The organism is Streptomyces lanatus, from assembly GCF_014655715.1.
Classification (GTDB): Bacteria; Actinomycetota; Actinomycetes; order Streptomycetales; family Streptomycetaceae; genus Streptomyces; species Streptomyces lanatus.
Map to the genome: position 1 here is coordinate 95,658 of NZ_BNBM01000015.1, position 15,123 is coordinate 110,780.

The following is a 15,123-nucleotide window of genomic DNA, read 5'->3' on the forward strand; positions in this document are numbered from 1 at the left end:
CTCACGCTCCCGTGGCGACGAGGACGGCGGCGACCGCGAGGACGACGGTGCCGGCGAGCAGCGCGCTCACATAGGTCTGCACATTGCCGGTCTGAGCACGCCGTACGGCGATGCCTAGCCAGCGGGGTAGGGCGCCGGCGCCGCGTACGTAGGTGTCGACGACCTCGCGGTCGAGGAACCGGACGAGACTCGCGCCGCCCTGGACCGGACGGACGAACAACGCCCTGTACACGGCGTCGAGGTGGAAGCCGACGGCCGCGTGCCGGTGCAGGGGGCCGAGCAGCATCCGGCCGGGGTCCGCCGGGTCCGGTGCGTAGGCGACTCCCCCGTACACGGGCGCGTGGCTGGCGATGGCCTCGGCCTCGACGAGTCCGGCGTCGCCCTCGGGATGGGCGGCGACGGCACCCAGCGGGACGCGGGCCGCGATTGCGGTGGTGTGCCGCCAGGCCGCGTACGTCACGATGCCGCCGACCAGGGCCACACCCGTGCCGAGGACGGAGGTGGTGAGGGTCGGGGTGAGGTCGCGGCCGTCGAACCAGTCGGGCAGCACTCGGTACGCGAACGCGCCGACGGCGAGGGACGGCACGGCGAGCACCCACAGCACGACGGTCATCGTCAGCGGCTGCCTGCCGTGGTCGGGGGCCTCGGCGCCGCGACCGCGGAAGGCCAGCAGCCACAGGCGCATCGCGTACGCGGCGGTGAGCAGGGCCGTGACCAGGCCGGAGACGAGGACAAGCCAGCCCGAGGCGCCGGGGGCGTGCTCGGTGTGGCCGGTGGCGACGTGCTCGGCGGCGCCGAGGACGGACTCCTTGGAGAAGAAGCCGCTGAACGGCGGGATCGCGGCGAGCGCGAGGAGCGCCACGGTCATCGTCCAGAAGGCGTCCGGGACGCGGTCGCGCAGGTGGCTCATGCGGGACATGGCGGCCAGCGAGTTGGTGCCGGAGGCGTGGATGATCACGCCGGCCGCGAGGAACAGCAGCGCCTTGAAGGCGCCGTGCGACAGGAGGTGAAAGACGGCGGCACCGCGGTCGGCGACCGCGAGGGCACCGGTCATATAGCCGAGCTGACCGATCGTCGAGTAGGCGAGGACGCGCTTGATGTCGTCCTGGGCGAGCGCGGCGAGACCGGAGCCGATCATCGTGACGGCGGCCATCGCGGCGAGGACGATCATCGCGGCCTGGGACGCCTCGAAGACCGGAAGGAGACGGGCGACGAAGTAGACACCGGCGGCGACCATCGTCGCGGCGTGGATCAGCGCGGAGACGGGTGTCGGGCCCGCCATCGCGTCGGGGAGCCAGGTGTGCAGCGGGAACTGCGCCGACTTGCCTGCCACGCCCGCTAGGAGCAGCAGGGCGACCAGGGTCGGGTTGTCGAGTCCGCCGTCCGCGACGGTGTCGAGGATCGTGGTGATGCGGAAGGACCCGGCGTCGGTGGCCAGCGCGAACAGGCCGATGAGGAAGGGGACGTCACCGAGCTTGGTCACCAGGAAGGCCTTGATGGAGGCGGCGCGCGCCTCCGGGGTCTCCCAGTAGTGGCCGACCAGGAAGTACGAGCAGATGCCCATGATCTCCCAGCCGACCAGCAGCACCATCAGGTCGCCGGAGTAGACGACGAGGAGCATCGCGGAGGTGAACAGGGAGACGAGCGCGGCGTAGGACGGGTAGCGCGGGTCCTCGCGCAGGTAGCCCGTCGAGTAGATCTGCACACAGGTGGCGACGACGCCGACGAGTACGGCGACCAGGGCGGCGAAGCCGTCGATGTGCAGGGCGAGTTCGATCGGGACCGAGCCGGTGGGCGTGAGCTCGGTGGCCGAGTTGATCGCCTGATCGCCGCCCTGGCGCACAGCGACGACCACGGCGAGCACGAGGGCCGCGAGCGTCGGCAGGACGGCGAGCGGGCGGACGAAACCGGGAGCGGTGCGGCCGAGGAGCAGTCCGGCCGCGGCGCCGAGGAAGGGAAGGAGGGGGACGAGTACGGCGAGGGTGGTCGTGGTCACGCGGTGGCCTCAGCCTTCTCGGCCTGCCCGGCGGTGAGGGCGTCGTGGTCGGGGCCGTCGGGCTCGGGGCCTTCGGGCTCGGGGCCTTCGGCGGTGTCGCGGAGCTTGTCGATGTCCGAGGTGCCGCGGTTGCGGTGGACGGCGAGCACGATCGCCAGGCCGATGCCGATCTCGGCGGCGGCGATGGTGATGGTGAACAGAGTCAGGGCCTGCCCGGAGTGCAGGGTCTCCTCGGCCGCCCTGCTGAGCCAGACGTCGAAGGCGACCAGGTTGAGGTTGACGGCGTTGAGCATCAGCTCGACCGACATCAGGACCAGGATCGCGTTGCGGCGGGCGAGGACGCCGTACAGGCCGGTGCAGAAGAGGAGGGCGGAGAGTACGGCGGGATAGGCGAGATGCATCAGCGGGCGCCTTCCTGCTCGGCCGGGCTGGTTCCCTCGCCGCGGCCATTCCCCTCGATCGGGTGATTGCGGGAATCCGGGACGGATGGGGAACTGCCGGTCGCTGCACGGGAGTTCACAGGGGGAGAGCTCGACTCCGCCTTCGCCTTGCGGGACAGGACGATCGCGCCGACCAGTGCGGCGAGGAGGAGGACGGAGAGGGCCTCAAAGGGGAGGACCCAATTCTGGAAGAGGCTCTCGCCGGTGGCCCGGGTGGAGCCGGCGGCGGGGCCGTCGAGGTCGATCCAGGTCGTGCGGAAGGCGTCGACGACCACCCAGACCAGGGTGGCCGCGGCGACGACGGCCACGGTGAGGGCGACCCAGCGGTTGCCGGAGTCGGCGTCCGGGGAGCGGCCGATGGGAGCCTTGGTGAGCATCAGCCCGAAGAGAAGGAGGACGACGACCGAACCGACGTAGATGAGGACCTGCACCCAGGCGATGAACTCGGCGGTGAGGAGGAGGTATTCGACGGCGAGGCCACCGAGGGCGACGACCAGCCACAGGGCGGCGTGCACCAGTTGTCGGGTGGTGACGGTGATCAGGGCGGCGCCGAAGGTGACCAGGCCGACGAGGAGGAAGGCGATCTCGACGCCGGTGGGTGAGAGGAAGCCGTGTGCTTCCGCTGCGGTGGTGGTCGTGATCGTGGTCGTGGCGTGTGCCGTCGCGGCGGCTGCGGCAAGGCTCACGACTCTCCCTCCTGCGGTTCCGCCCGGGCGGCCGCCAGCTTCTCGGCGGTCTTGCGGGCGGCGGCGATCTCCTTGGGCTCCTCCGCGGCGGGGTCCAGAGCGGGCGGGGCCGGGACGGTCCACATCCACTCGCGGAGCTTGTCGCGCTCGTGGGTGAGCTCGCGGATGTCGGTCTCGGCGTACTCGAACTCCGGGGACCAGAACAACGCGTCGAAAGGACAGACCTCGATGCAGATACCGCAGTACATGCACAGGGCGAAGTCGATGGCGAAGCGGTCGAGGACGTTGCGGCTGCGCTCCCGGCCGCCCGGGGCCGCGGCCGGGACGGTCTCCTTGTGGGAGTCGATGTAGATGCACCAGTCCGGGCACTCGCGGGCGCACAGCATGCAGACCGTGCAGTTCTCCTCGAACAGGCCGATCACTCCGCGCGTGCGGGGCGGCAGGTCGGGCTGGGTGTCCGGGTACTGCGCGGTGACGGACTTCTTAGTCATCGTGCGGAGGGTGACGGCCAGGCCCTTGGCCAGGCCGCTTCCAGGAAGGGGGGCCATGGTTACTGGATCACCACCTTGACTACGCCGGTGAGGGCGATCTGGGCGAGGGAGAGGGGGACGAGGAGGGTCCAGGAGAGCTTCTGCAACTGGTCCTCGCGCAGTCGGGGGTAGGTGACGCGGAGCCAGATCACGATGAAGGCGAGGACGGCCGTCTTCAGCAGGGTCCAGACCCAGCCCAGGCCGTCGGCACCCCAGGGGCCGTGCCAGCCGCCCAGGAAGAGGACGGTGGTCAGGCCGCACAGGACGACGATTCCGGCGTACTCGGCGAGGAGGAAGAGGGCGAAGCGCAGACCGGTGTACTCGGTGTAGGCGCCGAAGATGATCTCCGAGTCGGCGACCGGCATATCGAAGGGCGGGCGCTGGAGTTCGGCGAGTCCGGCGACGAAGAAGACGATCGCGCCGACGATCTGCCAGGGCAGCCACCACCACTCGAAGGCATCGAGGATGCCGGGGAGGGAGACGGTGCCGGCGGCCATCGCCACGGAGGCGGCGGTGAGCAGCATCGGGAGTTCGTAGGCGAGGAGCTGAGCGGCGGTGCGCAGGCCGCCGAGAAGGGAGAACTTGTTGGCGGAGGCCCAGCCGGCCATCAGCGAGCCGAGGACGCCGACGCCCATCACGGCGAGGACGAAGAAGATGCCCGCGTCGATGACCTCGCCGACCGCGCCCTCGCTCGGGCCGATGGGGATGGCGAGGAGGACGAGCAGGTAAGGGAGGAGAGCTACGGCCGGGGCGAGCTGGAAGATACGGCGATCCGCGCCGGCCGGGACGACGTCCTCCTTCTGCGCGAACTTCACGCCGTCGGCGACGAGTTGGGCCCAGCCGTGGAAGCCACCGGCGTACATCGGGCCGAGGCGGCCCTGCATATGGGCCATCACCTTGTGCTCGGTCTGGCCGATGATCAGGGGGAACGTCAGGAAGACGACGAAGACGATCAGGAGTCGCAGGGTGACGTCGAGCGCGTCGTTCACTGCGGGCCTCCTGTGGGGTCGGTGCGGTCGGTGGAGTCGTCGTCGGGTTCCGGGGACTGGGCGGGGGGCGAGTCGGGGCGCGGCTTGGGCTCGGGCGTGGGCGCGGGCTGGCGCTTGGGCTCCGGCTCGCCGTGCCGGGATTCCGACTCGTCGTGCCTGGGTTCCGACTCGTCGTGCTCAGGCTCGAGTTGGCCAGGCCTGGCCTCCGGCTCGCCGCGCTCGGACTCCGACTGGTCGCGCCGGGGCTCGGGCTGGTCCCGCCCGGACTCCGGCTGGTCGCGCTCGGGCTTGGGCTCGTCGAATGCCGGGCGGGCGTGGTGCCACGGGGCGTCCGGGCTGCGGGGGGCCTTGGGTGTCGGCACGTCGGAGGCAGCCGTGCCGGGGGCCGATTCGTCGGGTGCTGCGGCATCGGATGCGGGCAGTTGGCTGGCCGAGCCCTCTGAGGCGCTGCGGGAGCGACGGGGGGCGGCGGGAGTGGTGCCGGTTGCGGGGCGTTGTGATGCCGAGCCTTCGCTCGCGCTGCGGGCACGGCGGGCGGGGGGCGTACCCGTGCCCGTGGCCTCGGCTCCTTCGGCAGGGCTCCGCGGCTCGGTCGCTTCAGTGGCGGTCTGGCTGGCCGAACCCTCCGCAGCGGTACGGGCACGGCGCGGAGCGGTGCCCTCCGGTTCTCCGGTCGGCCCGGCCGTCTGGCTGGCCGAACCTTCCGCCGCCGTGCGCGCACGCCGCGGAACGGTGGCGTCCGCCGGCGCCTCCGCCTGGCTCGCCGACCCCTCCGCCGCCGTACGCGCACGCCGAACCGGTCGCTCCCCCGCGGCCCTGGCCGGGCGCTCCCCGGCTGCCCGTGCCGGGCCTCGGGCCGGGCGGGCCGGGGCTGGGGGGAGTTGGCCCTTCAGGGGGCCCCATTCGTTCGGGTCGGGGACGCCGGGTGGGAGCATCTGGCGGCGTTTGGGGCCGCCGTGTTCGGACTCGCCGGGTTCCTTGGCGCCGGGCCAGGCCTTGGCGACGCGGGCGGCGAGGACGAAGTCCTTGCGGAGGGGGTGGCCCTCGAAGGTGTCCGGGAGGAGGAGGTGGTCCAGGGACGGGTGGTCGGCGAATACGACGCCGAACATCTCGTGGGTCTCCCGTTCGTGCCAGGCAGCGCCCGCGTAGACGCCGACCGCCGAGGGCAGCGTGGGCGCCTCGTGCGGGACGGTCGTACGGACCAGCAGGCGCCGTACTGGTGACAGGACGGCGACGTGGGCAGCGACGCGGAAGCCGGTGCCCGGTTCGTCGACCGCGCTCAGCCAGTCGAAATAGGTGCAGCCCAGCTGGTCACGTGCCGTCTCCAGCGCCGTGATCCAGGAGGTCGGGGGTACGTCGACCGTCAGGACCTCGTACGACTCCTCGGCCGTGGCCTCCGGGCCGAAGAGGTCCTCGACGGGGGCGGGCAGCCAGCCGGTCGTCGTCATCGGCCGGCCTCCCCGGCGTCAGCACCCGCACCACCGGCACCATGGGCACCACCGGCCGACGGCGCCTCCGGCCCCCGCACCAACCCGCTCTGCAGCGCCGCCGTGGACGGTCGTGCCGTCCCGCTCACGCCGTATCGCTCGCCGAGGGACTCGCGCGCGATCTTCTCCTGGAGCTTCAGGATTCCCTGGAGCAGCGCCTCGGGGCGTGGCGGGCAGCCGGGGACGTAGACGTCGACGGGGATGATCTGGTCGACGCCCTTGGTGACGGAGTAGGAGTCCCAGTAGGGGCCGCCGCAGTTGGAGCAGGCGCCGAAGGAGATGACGTACTTCGGCTCGGGCATCTGCTCGTAGAGGCGTTTCACGGCCGGAGCCATCTTGTCCGTGACCGTGCCCGACACCACCATCAGGTCGGCTTGGCGGGGCCCGGGCGCGAACGGGATCACGCCGAGGCGGATGAAGTCGTGGCGGGCCATCGACGCGGCGATGAACTCGATCGCGCAGCAGGCGAGGCCGAAGTTGAAGACCCAGAGGGAGTAGCGGCGTCCCCAGTTGAGGATCACCTTCATCGGCTCCGGCGCGAGGCGGGCCAGCGCGCCGAGGCGCTTCGGCTCCGGCAGCAGAATGGGCTGCTGCCCTTCGGTGTCTGGCGTCACGTCCATGCCAGAACGCCCTTCTTGTATGCGTAGAGCAGGCCCACGGCGAGGAAGCCGAGGAAGACGAACATCTCGACGAGGGTGGTCGCGCCGTAGCCCGGGTCGGCGAAGACCGTCGCCCAGGGGAACAGGAAGATCGAGTCGATGGCGAAGATCACGTACAGGAAGGCGTACACGTAGTAGCGGACCTGGGTGTGGGCCCAGCCCTCGCCGACGGGGTCGACGCCGCACTCGTACGTCATGAGCTTCTCGGGCGTGGGGACCACGGGGCGCAGCAGGCGGCCCGCCCCGAACGCGACGGCGACGAACAGCACGCCGATGACGGCGAGCAGTCCGACGACCGAGTAGGACTGGAAGTAGTCCGCCGAGACGACGACGTTGTGCGCATCCGCCGCGACGACGACGGTCTGTTCCGACACGTCCGTCCCTCGCTCCCTGACCTCGTGACCGATGCCCCAGGAACGGGCCCTGGGACCAGTGTCCTGCCATGTGTGACCTCGTGAACAGCGCTGTTCCCCGTGAAAACGACACCGTTCGACGATCTGTACGCACGGGAGTCTAGGCCCTGCTAAAGAGACCGTAAGCAGCCCGTCACGCGTTGAGATCTCGTCGAGATGCGGGGGTGCCCCGCCCGTCGGTCGTCGGGGTGGGGTTTTCCCCCGGAGAACGCGGCGGACCGCTCCATGGCGCGGCGGCGCACCGCGCGGCACGCTAGCCCATATGACCGAACGCCCCAGCCCTTCGCGTGACGCCTCCGGGCGGTCCGACCGCGAGCAGCCGCCGCTGCCACCGGCCCGTTTCGCCTACGACCGGCACACCTGGAAGGAGATCGCGCATCTCCTGGCGAACCTTCCGCTGTCCCTGCTCGGCTTCGTCTACGTCGCGGTGGTGCTGTTCACCGGCGCCCTGCTGACGTTGACCGTGATCGGCCTTCCGCTGCTCGCGGCCGGGCTGATCGGCGCGCGGCAGCTGGGCAAGATGGAGCGGGCACGCGCGCGTGCGCTGCTCGGGGTGCAGGTGGAGGAGCCGAGTCCGCTGCCGTTGCGCGGCGGCAAGGACGGCTTCTTCCCGCAGCTGTGGCAGGCGCTGAAGGACCCGGTCGGCTGGCGCACGATCCTCTACGACTTCATTCGGCTGCCCTGGGGCGTCCTTACCTTTGTCATCACGTTGACCTCGTTGTTCGTGCTGTGGCCGGTGCTGCCGTTCATCGCGCGCGGCCTGGCGAACGCGGACCGCGCGATGGTGCGCGGCCTGCTGTCGCCCTCCGATGAGCTGGAGCGCCGTATCGCCGAACTGGAGTCGGACCGGGGCGTCGTCGTTGACACGGCGGCGGCCGATCTACGGCGCATCGAGCGCGACCTGCACGACGGCGCACAGGCCCGGCTGGTCAACCTCGCCATGGGGCTGGGGCTGGCCAAGGAGAAGCTTCTGGAGGACCCGGACACGGCGGCTTCGATGGTCGAGGAGGCGCACGGCGAGGTGAAGCTCGCCCTGCAGGAACTGCGCGATCTGGCGCGCGGCATCCATCCCGCCGTACTGACCGACCGGGGCCTGGACGCCGCCTTGTCGGCCGTCGCCTCACGCTGCACGGTGCGGGTGAAGGTGACCGTGGATCTGCTCTCCAGACCGGTGCAGGCCATCGAAGGCATCGCCTACTTCACCGTCTCCGAGCTCCTTCAGAACGTCAGCAAGCACAGCGGGGCGAGGTCGGCGTCGGTGGATGTGTGGCGGGCGAACGACCGGCTGCTCATCCAGGTGTCCGACGACGGCCGTGGCGGCGCCCGCCTCGACGGCGGCACGGGCATGCGCGGCCTCGCCGACCGCCTGGACGCCGTGGACGGACTGTTCGTGATCGAATCACCGACCGGCGGCCCGACGACGGTCACGGCCGAGCTGCCGTGGCGGGACCGCGTTCCTGGGGAGGGGTAGGTCTGCGGGGACGGCTGGGGGCTGGTCGTCCGGGCGGACGGCTGAGGGCTGGTCGGGCGGACGCGGCTGAGGCCTGGTCTGCGGGGGGGGCGGCTGAGGGCTGCCTCGCGGCCAACCAGGGCGCGCGCAGGGCGGGGCCCCACGGTCAGCCAGGCGCCCGCGCGGGGCCAGCCTCACAGTCAGTCAGCCACGGCCCGGGCAGGGCCAAGCCCCACAGCCGGCCCTCGGCCTGAGCAGCGGCGGGCGTGGCTCGCTGCTGAGGCGGGGCGGGGTGTTCTGCTGGCCCCGCGCGCGGCTGCAGCCCGGGCTCGACGAGCCCCCGGCGCCTGGCTGAAGTCCATGCCCGGCCAGGGGCCCGCTCACGACTGGAACCCACACGCGGCCAGGCACGCGACGACGGCCGAAGCCCACGCCGGGCCACGGCCCCAGGCACGGCCGAAGACCACACCCGCCCACAGCCCCACCGCACGGCCGAAGACCACCCCAAGACAGCGCCCCGCCCACACCAAGGCCCACCCACCCCCAGCCACCGGCCCGCCCCCAGGGGTAGGGAAAACCCCCCACCCAAGACGCCGACGACCTCCATGTCCCCCAGACCCCCGCTGCAGCAGGGTGGAGATACGACGGCACAGCCCCTGCGGGGCTGATGGGACGAGGAGAACGGACGACGCCGATGGCCACGGATTACGGACAGGGCTACGGGCACGGGCAGGGATACGGGCACGGGCTCGACCTGCCCGAGCACGGCGGTGAGCGGCGGCACCGGGTGCCGGCCGGGCTGCGGGCGCCGTTCGAGGCACGGAGCTGGCGCGAGTTCGGATATGTGCTGCTCAGCCTGCCGATCAGCATCATGCTGTTCGTGTACGCCATCACCATGGTGTCGCTGGGCGCCGGCCTGCTGGTGACGTTCTTGGGCATCCCGGTGCTGGCGGCGGGCCTGGCCGGCTGCCGCGGCTTCGGGATGCTGGAGCGGGCACGCGCGCGTGCGCTGCTGAAGCTGGACGTGGCCGAGCCGGAGCCGCTGCGGATGCGCCGGCGCGGCTTCATGGCGTGGATGGGCGCCGTACTGAAGAGCGGCACGTCATGGCGGGCCCTGATGTACGCGGTGCTGCACTTCCCGTGGGCGGTGTTCTCCTTCGTCGTCGCCCTGAACGTGTGGGCGTACGGCTGGGCGCTGCTGACGTATCCGCTGTGGTTCTGGGTCTTCCCGATGTGGGCCGGTCAGGACGGCCTTCAGATCTTCGGCGACGAGACCCACAGCATCTACCTCGACAACCCCTTCGAGATCACGGTGACCGCGCTGGTGGGCCTGCTGTTCACGCTGGCCACGCCCTGGATCGTGCGGGCCCTGACGTCGGTGGACCGGCTGATGGTGCACGGCCTGCTCGGCCCGTCGCCGCTGGCCACGCGCGTGGTGGAGCTGGAGTCCGACCGCGGTGTCGTGGTCGATACGGCCGCCGCCGACCTGCGCCGTATCGAGCGCGATCTGCACGACGGCGCGCAGGCCCGCCTGGTGGCCCTGGCCATGGATCTGGGCCTGGCGAAGGAGAAGCTGACCGAGGATCCGCAGGCCGCCGCGCGGATGGTGGACGAGGCGCACGGCGAGGTGAAGACGGCGCTTCAGGAGCTGCGTGATCTGGCCCGCGGTATCCATCCGGCGGTTCTGACCGACCGCGGTCTGGACGCGGCCCTGTCGGCGGTGGCCTCGCGCTGCACCGTGTCGGTGGAGGTCCAGGTGGACCTGGTGGAGCGGCCGGTGCCGGCGATCGAGGGGATCGCGTACTTCACGGTGTCGGAGCTGCTGCAGAACATCAGCAAGCACTCGCGGGCCACGTGGGCGGCCGTGGATGTGTGGCGGGTGGAGAACCGGCTGATGCTGCAGGTCGTGGACAACGGCATCGGCGGCGCGGACACCTCCGGCGGCTCGGGCCTGTCGGGGCTGGCCGAGCGGCTCGACGCGGTGGACGGGATCCTGGTCGTCGACTCGCCGGTCGGGGGGCCGACCCGGGTGACGGCGGAGCTGCCCTGGCGGACCGTGTAGGTGGTGTGGTTCGGGTGGGCCGGTCGGCCCACCCGGTGAGGGATCCGGCTCCGGTTCCGGTTGGTTCGGGGCCGGATTCCCGTGTGTTCGCAAGCACCCCCGAGGTGTTCACAAGCTCCCCCGAGCGATATCGCGGCCATGCGCCCCGAAGACGCCCCCTTTCTCCCCACGCGATCCGAACTGCGGCCGACGGGTTATCCACAGGCCCGGTGAGGAAGAGCCGATCGCGGGATACTGAGGTCGCGAGGGACGACAGGGCCGGGGGGATGCTCGGCCGAACGCCAAGGCTCGGGGGGCCGAGGATCGTGGAGGACAGGGTGCGGGTGGTCATCGCCGAGGATTCGGTGCTGCTCAGGGAGGGGCTGACTCGGCTGTTGACCGACCGTGGGCATGAGGTCGTGGCGGGGGTCGGCGACGGTGACGCGCTGGTCAAGACCATCACAGAGCTGGACGGTCAGGGCGAGCTGCCGGACGTGGTGGTGGCGGACGTGCGGATGCCGCCGACGCACACCGACGAGGGAGTGCGGGCGGCGGTGCTGCTGCGCAAGGCACACCCCGGACTCGGGGTACTCGTCCTGTCGCAGTACGTGGAGGAGCGGTACGCCACGGAGCTGCTGGCCGGTTCCAGCCGCGGGGTCGGCTATCTGCTGAAGGACCGCGTGGCGGAGGTCCGTGAGTTCGTGGACGCGGTGGTGCGGGTGGCCCAGGGGGGTACGGCCCTCGACCCGGAGGTCGTCGCCCAGCTGCTGGGCCGCAGCCGTAAGCAGGACGTGCTCGCGGGGCTCACCCCGCGAGAGCGGGAGGTCCTGGGGCTGATGGCCGAGGGGCGGACCAACTCCGCGATCGCCCGGCAGCTGGTGGTGAGCGACGGCGCGGTCGAGAAGCACGTCAGCAACATCTTCCTCAAGCTCGGGCTGTCCCCGAGCGACGGGGACCACCGACGGGTGCTCGCGGTCCTCACCTACCTGAACTCCTGACGGAGCGACACCGTGTCAGTGAAGTGGGTGACCGCTCCCGCGGCATCCACCGGACGGACGCGAACACGGCAACCGAACAAACGGCAGGGAGCGTCTTCACAAGCAGCGCCGGGGGGCGTGTAAATCATGACAAGTCAGGGTGGCGAACCGTCTCAAATCCATGTCCGTCATGCGAATGGCCCAGGGAGGGCGACCTCCGCGGACGTAGGGTTGATCCTGGGAAGGCTTGCGGGAAGGCCATGCCCAGACAGCCGCCTCGAAGGAGGTCCAGTTCAGTGACCAGCCAGGTCAGTAGCCCAGCGGAGCAGGCCGACGAAGCCGTCGTGGGAGAGCAGCGCAAACCGGCAGGGACGACGAAGGATGTCCGCCGGCTGGACCGAGTGATCATTCGATTCGCGGGGGACTCGGGCGACGGTATGCAGCTCACCGGCGACCGTTTCACCTCGGAAACGGCGACATTCGGCAACGACCTGTCGACGTTGCCGAACTTCCCCGCCGAGATCCGCGCCCCTGCCGGAACCCTGCCGGGCGTGTCCTCCTTCCAGCTGCACTTCGCCGACCACGACATCCTGACCCCGGGCGACGCGCCGAACGTGCTGGTGGCGATGAACCCGGCGGCCCTGAAGGCCAACCTCGCCGATCTGCCGCGCGGCGCGGAGATCATCGTCAACACGGACGAGTTCACCAAACGGGCGATGCAGAAGGTCGGCTACGACACCTCACCGCTGGAGGACGGCTCGCTCGACGGGTACAGCCTCCACCCGGTGCCGCTGACGACGCTGACGGTCGAGGCGCTGAAGGAGTTCGACCTCACGCGCAAGGAGGCCGAGCGCAGCAAGAACATGTTCGCGCTCGGCCTGCTGAGCTGGATGTACCACCGGCCGACCGAGGGCACCGAGAAGTTCCTGAAGTCGAAGTTCGCCAAGAAGCCCGACATCGCGGCGGCCAATATCGCCGCCTTCCGCGCGGGCTGGAACTTCGGTGAGACGACCGAGGACTTCGCCGTCTCCTACGAGATCGCCCCGGCGACGACGGCCTTCCCGGTGGGCACCTACCGGAACATCTCCGGGAACCTCGCCCTGTCCTACGGACTGGTCGCCGCGTCTCGCCAGGCGGACCTGCCGCTGTATCTGGGCTCGTACCCGATCACCCCGGCCTCGGACATCCTGCACGAGCTGAGCCGGCACAAGAACTTCGGCGTACGGACCTTCCAGGCCGAGGACGAGATCGCCGGCATCGGCGCGGCGCTGGGGGCGGCCTTCGGCGGCTCGCTCGCAGTGACGACGACGTCCGGTCCGGGCGTGGCCCTGAAGTCGGAGAGCATCGGCCTCGCGGTCTCGCTCGAACTGCCGCTGCTGGTGATCGACATCCAGCGCGGCGGCCCCTCGACCGGACTGCCGACCAAGACCGAGCAGGCGGACCTGCTCCAGGCGATGTTCGGGCGCAACGGCGAGGCGCCGGTGCCGATCGTCGCCCCGTGCACCCCGGCCGACTGCTTCGACGCGGCCCTGGAGGCGGCGCGGATCGCGCTGACGTACCGCACCCCGGTGATGCTGCTGTCGGACGGCTATCTGGCCAACGGCTCGGAGCCGTGGCGGATCCCGGAGCTGGATGAACTGCCGGATCTGACGGTGCAGTTCGCACAGGGACCGAACCACACCCTGGACGACGGCAGCGAGGTCTTCTGGCCGTACAAGCGCGACCCGCAGACCCTCGCGCGGCCGTGGGCGATCCCGGGCACGCCGGGCCTGGAGCACCGCATCGGCGGCATCGAGAAGGAGGACGGCACGGGCAACATCTCGTACGCCCCGGCCAACCACGACTTCATGGTGCGCACCCGCCAGGCCAAGATTGACGGCATCGAGGTGCCGGACCTGGAGGTCGACGACCCGCACGAGGCGAAGACGCTGGTGTTGGGCTGGGGATCGACGTACGGCCCGATCACGGCGGCGGTGCGTCGGCTGCGGACCGCGGGAGAGTCGATCGCGCAGGCGCATCTGCGTCATCTGAACCCGTTCCCGCGCAACCTCGGCGTGGTACTCGGGCGGTACGAGAAGGTGGTGATCCCCGAGATGAACCTCGGCCAGCTCGCCACCCTGATCAGGGCGAAATACCTGGTGGACGCACACTCGTACAACCAGGTGAACGGCATGCCGTTCAAGGCGGAACAGCTTGCCAAGGCTCTCAAGGAGGCCATCGATGCCTGAGACGTCCACGGAAGGCACGGGCACGATCGAGGCACTCTCGCTCGTCCCCAAGGCCGAGGCCCGCCAGTCCATGAAGGACTTCAAGTCCGATCAGGAAGTGCGCTGGTGCCCCGGCTGCGGTGACTACGCGATCCTGGCCGCGGTCCAGGGCTTCATGCCGGAGCTGGGCCTGGCCAAGGAGAACATCGTCTTCGTCTCGGGCATCGGCTGTTCCTCCCGCTTCCCGTACTACATGAACACGTACGGGATGCACTCCATCCACGGCCGTGCCCCGGCCATCGCGACGGGCTTGGCCACCAGCAGGCGGGATCTGAGCGTCTGGGTCGTCACCGGTGACGGTGACGCGCTGTCGATCGGCGGCAACCATCTGATCCACGCCCTGCGGCGCAACGTCAACCTGAAGATCCTTCTCTTCAACAACCGGATCTACGGTCTGACGAAGGGCCAGTACTCCCCGACCTCGGAGGTCGGCAAGATCACCAAGTCGACGCCGATGGGTTCGCTGGACGCGCCCTTCAACCCGGTGTCCCTCGCCATCGGCGCGGAGGCGTCCTTCGTGGCCCGCACGGTGGACTCCGACCGCAAGCACCTCACGCAGGTGCTGCGCGAGGCGGCGGCGCACCGGGGTACGGCGCTGATCGAGATCTACCAGAACTGCAACATCTTCAATGACGGCGCCTTCGAGGTCCTCAAGGACCGGCAGCAGGCCGAGGAGGCGGTGATCCGCCTGGAGCACGGGCAGCCGATCCGCTTCGGCACGGACGGCTCGCGCGGTGTCGTACGGGACGCGCAGACCGGTGATCTGAAGGTGGTCACCGTCACCCCGGAGAACGAGTCGCAGATCCTGGTCCACGACGCCCGCTCCGCGTCCCCGACCACGGCCTTCGCCCTGTCCCGGCTGGCCGACCCGGACACCCTGCACCACACCCCGATCGGTGTGTTCCGTTCGGTGGAGCGCCCGGTGTACGACACGCAGATGGCCGACCAGCTGGATTCGGCGATCGAGCAGAACGGCAAGGGGGACCTGGCGGCGTTGCTGGCGGGCGGGGACACCTGGACGGTCGTCGGATAACCGACGCGATCGGACGACGAACCGAGGGCCTGGGCGCACAGCGGCGCCCGGGCCCTTCGCATCGCACAACCAGCCGCGCCGGTGATGTCCTCACCGCCGTCACGCATCGGGAAACGAAGATGTCGGGACAGTTCGCACCCGAAGCACTTCCCCGA

The 15,123-nt window shown here is 70.5% G+C and carries 13 protein-coding genes; 5 read left to right on the forward strand and 8 right to left on the reverse strand.

Annotated elements, in window-relative coordinates:
- Position 1: 1 nt before the first annotated feature.
- Genes IE325_RS32475 through IE325_RS32510 form a run of 8 tightly spaced genes read right to left on the reverse strand, consistent with a single transcriptional unit; the run spans position 2 to position 7,161 of the window.
- Complete coding sequence (locus tag IE325_RS32475; RefSeq protein WP_190073687.1) at positions 2 to 1,996, reverse strand: NADH-quinone oxidoreductase subunit 5 family protein; 1,995 nt, start codon at positions 1,994 to 1,996, stop codon at positions 2 to 4.
- Entirely contained in the window at positions 1,993 to 2,397 is a 405-nt protein-coding gene (gene nuoK / locus IE325_RS32480; RefSeq protein WP_190073688.1) for an NADH-quinone oxidoreductase subunit NuoK, read from the reverse strand. Before nuoK ends, IE325_RS32475 begins: the two co-directional genes overlap by 4 nt.
- Entirely contained in the window at positions 2,397 to 3,122 is a 726-nt protein-coding gene (locus IE325_RS32485; protein ID WP_373315252.1) for an NADH-quinone oxidoreductase subunit J family protein, read from the reverse strand. The genes nuoK and IE325_RS32485 overlap by 1 nt, the downstream gene beginning before the upstream one ends.
- Positions 3,119 to 3,670, reverse strand: a complete 552-nt coding sequence (locus tag IE325_RS32490) for a NuoI/complex I 23 kDa subunit family protein (protein ID WP_190073689.1) — start codon at positions 3,668 to 3,670, stop codon at positions 3,119 to 3,121. The genes IE325_RS32485 and IE325_RS32490 overlap by 4 nt, the downstream gene beginning before the upstream one ends.
- Positions 3,671 to 3,672: 2 nt before the next feature.
- The gene (locus tag IE325_RS32495) at positions 3,673 to 4,641 is read right to left on the reverse strand and encodes a complex I subunit 1/NuoH family protein (RefSeq protein ID WP_030947592.1); all 969 of its coding nucleotides are present in this window, start codon (positions 4,639 to 4,641) and stop codon (positions 3,673 to 3,675) included.
- Positions 4,638 to 6,089: an NADH-quinone oxidoreductase subunit C gene (locus IE325_RS32500; RefSeq protein WP_190073690.1), complete on the reverse strand. Its 1,452-nt coding sequence runs from the start codon at positions 6,087 to 6,089 to the stop codon at positions 4,638 to 4,640. Before IE325_RS32500 ends, IE325_RS32495 begins: the two co-directional genes overlap by 4 nt.
- Complete coding sequence (locus IE325_RS32505) at positions 6,086 to 6,748, reverse strand: NADH-quinone oxidoreductase subunit B (RefSeq protein WP_190073691.1); 663 nt, start codon at positions 6,746 to 6,748, stop codon at positions 6,086 to 6,088. Before IE325_RS32505 ends, IE325_RS32500 begins: the two co-directional genes overlap by 4 nt.
- Entirely contained in the window at positions 6,739 to 7,161 is a 423-nt protein-coding gene (locus IE325_RS32510; RefSeq protein WP_190073692.1) for an NADH-quinone oxidoreductase subunit A, read from the reverse strand. Before IE325_RS32510 ends, IE325_RS32505 begins: the two co-directional genes overlap by 10 nt.
- A 301-nt stretch (positions 7,162 to 7,462) precedes the next feature.
- On the opposite strand from IE325_RS32510, the gene IE325_RS32515 reads away from it, so the two are divergent.
- From IE325_RS32515 to IE325_RS32535, 5 genes are all read left to right on the forward strand, one after another.
- Positions 7,463 to 8,671, forward strand: a complete 1,209-nt coding sequence (locus tag IE325_RS32515; protein WP_190073693.1) for a sensor histidine kinase — start codon at positions 7,463 to 7,465, stop codon at positions 8,669 to 8,671.
- Between the two features lie 673 nt (positions 8,672 to 9,344).
- On the forward strand, positions 9,345 to 10,712 hold the full coding sequence (locus tag IE325_RS32520) for a sensor histidine kinase (RefSeq protein WP_190073694.1): 1,368 nt from the start codon (positions 9,345 to 9,347) through the stop codon (positions 10,710 to 10,712).
- A gap of 266 nt (positions 10,713 to 10,978) precedes the next feature.
- Positions 10,979 to 11,689, forward strand: a complete 711-nt coding sequence (locus IE325_RS32525) for a LuxR C-terminal-related transcriptional regulator (RefSeq protein ID WP_308437695.1) — start codon at positions 10,979 to 10,981, stop codon at positions 11,687 to 11,689.
- A gap of 275 nt (positions 11,690 to 11,964) precedes the next feature.
- Positions 11,965 to 13,896 carry a 2-oxoacid:acceptor oxidoreductase subunit alpha gene (locus tag IE325_RS32530; protein ID WP_190073696.1) on the forward strand — a complete coding sequence of 644 codons (1,932 nt, stop codon included), beginning with the start codon at positions 11,965 to 11,967 and terminating at the stop codon, positions 13,894 to 13,896.
- Positions 13,889 to 14,968 carry a 2-oxoacid:ferredoxin oxidoreductase subunit beta gene (locus tag IE325_RS32535; protein ID WP_190073697.1) on the forward strand — a complete coding sequence of 360 codons (1,080 nt, stop codon included), beginning with the start codon at positions 13,889 to 13,891 and terminating at the stop codon, positions 14,966 to 14,968. The genes IE325_RS32530 and IE325_RS32535 overlap by 8 nt, the downstream gene beginning before the upstream one ends.
- Positions 14,969 to 15,123 lie beyond the last annotated feature (155 nt).

Bases quoted from the DNA above. Each gene is read 5' to 3' on its own strand.
- IE325_RS32520 (WP_190073694.1), top strand. From the start codon at position 9,345: ATGGCCACGGATTACGGACAGGGCTACGGGCACGGGCAGGGATACGGG.
- IE325_RS32505 (WP_190073691.1), bottom strand. From the start codon at position 6,748: ATGGACGTGACGCCAGACACCGAAGGGCAGCAGCCCATTCTGCTGCCG.
- IE325_RS32490 (WP_190073689.1), bottom strand. From the start codon at position 3,670: ATGGCCCCCCTTCCTGGAAGCGGCCTGGCCAAGGGCCTGGCCGTCACC.
- nuoK (WP_190073688.1), bottom strand. From the start codon at position 2,397: ATGCATCTCGCCTATCCCGCCGTACTCTCCGCCCTCCTCTTCTGCACC.
- IE325_RS32515 (WP_190073693.1), top strand. From the start codon at position 7,463: ATGACCGAACGCCCCAGCCCTTCGCGTGACGCCTCCGGGCGGTCCGAC.
- IE325_RS32525 (WP_308437695.1), top strand. From the start codon at position 10,979: ATGCTCGGCCGAACGCCAAGGCTCGGGGGGCCGAGGATCGTGGAGGAC.
- IE325_RS32500 (WP_190073690.1), bottom strand. From the start codon at position 6,089: ATGACGACGACCGGCTGGCTGCCCGCCCCCGTCGAGGACCTCTTCGGC.
- IE325_RS32535 (WP_190073697.1), top strand. From the start codon at position 13,889: ATGCCTGAGACGTCCACGGAAGGCACGGGCACGATCGAGGCACTCTCG.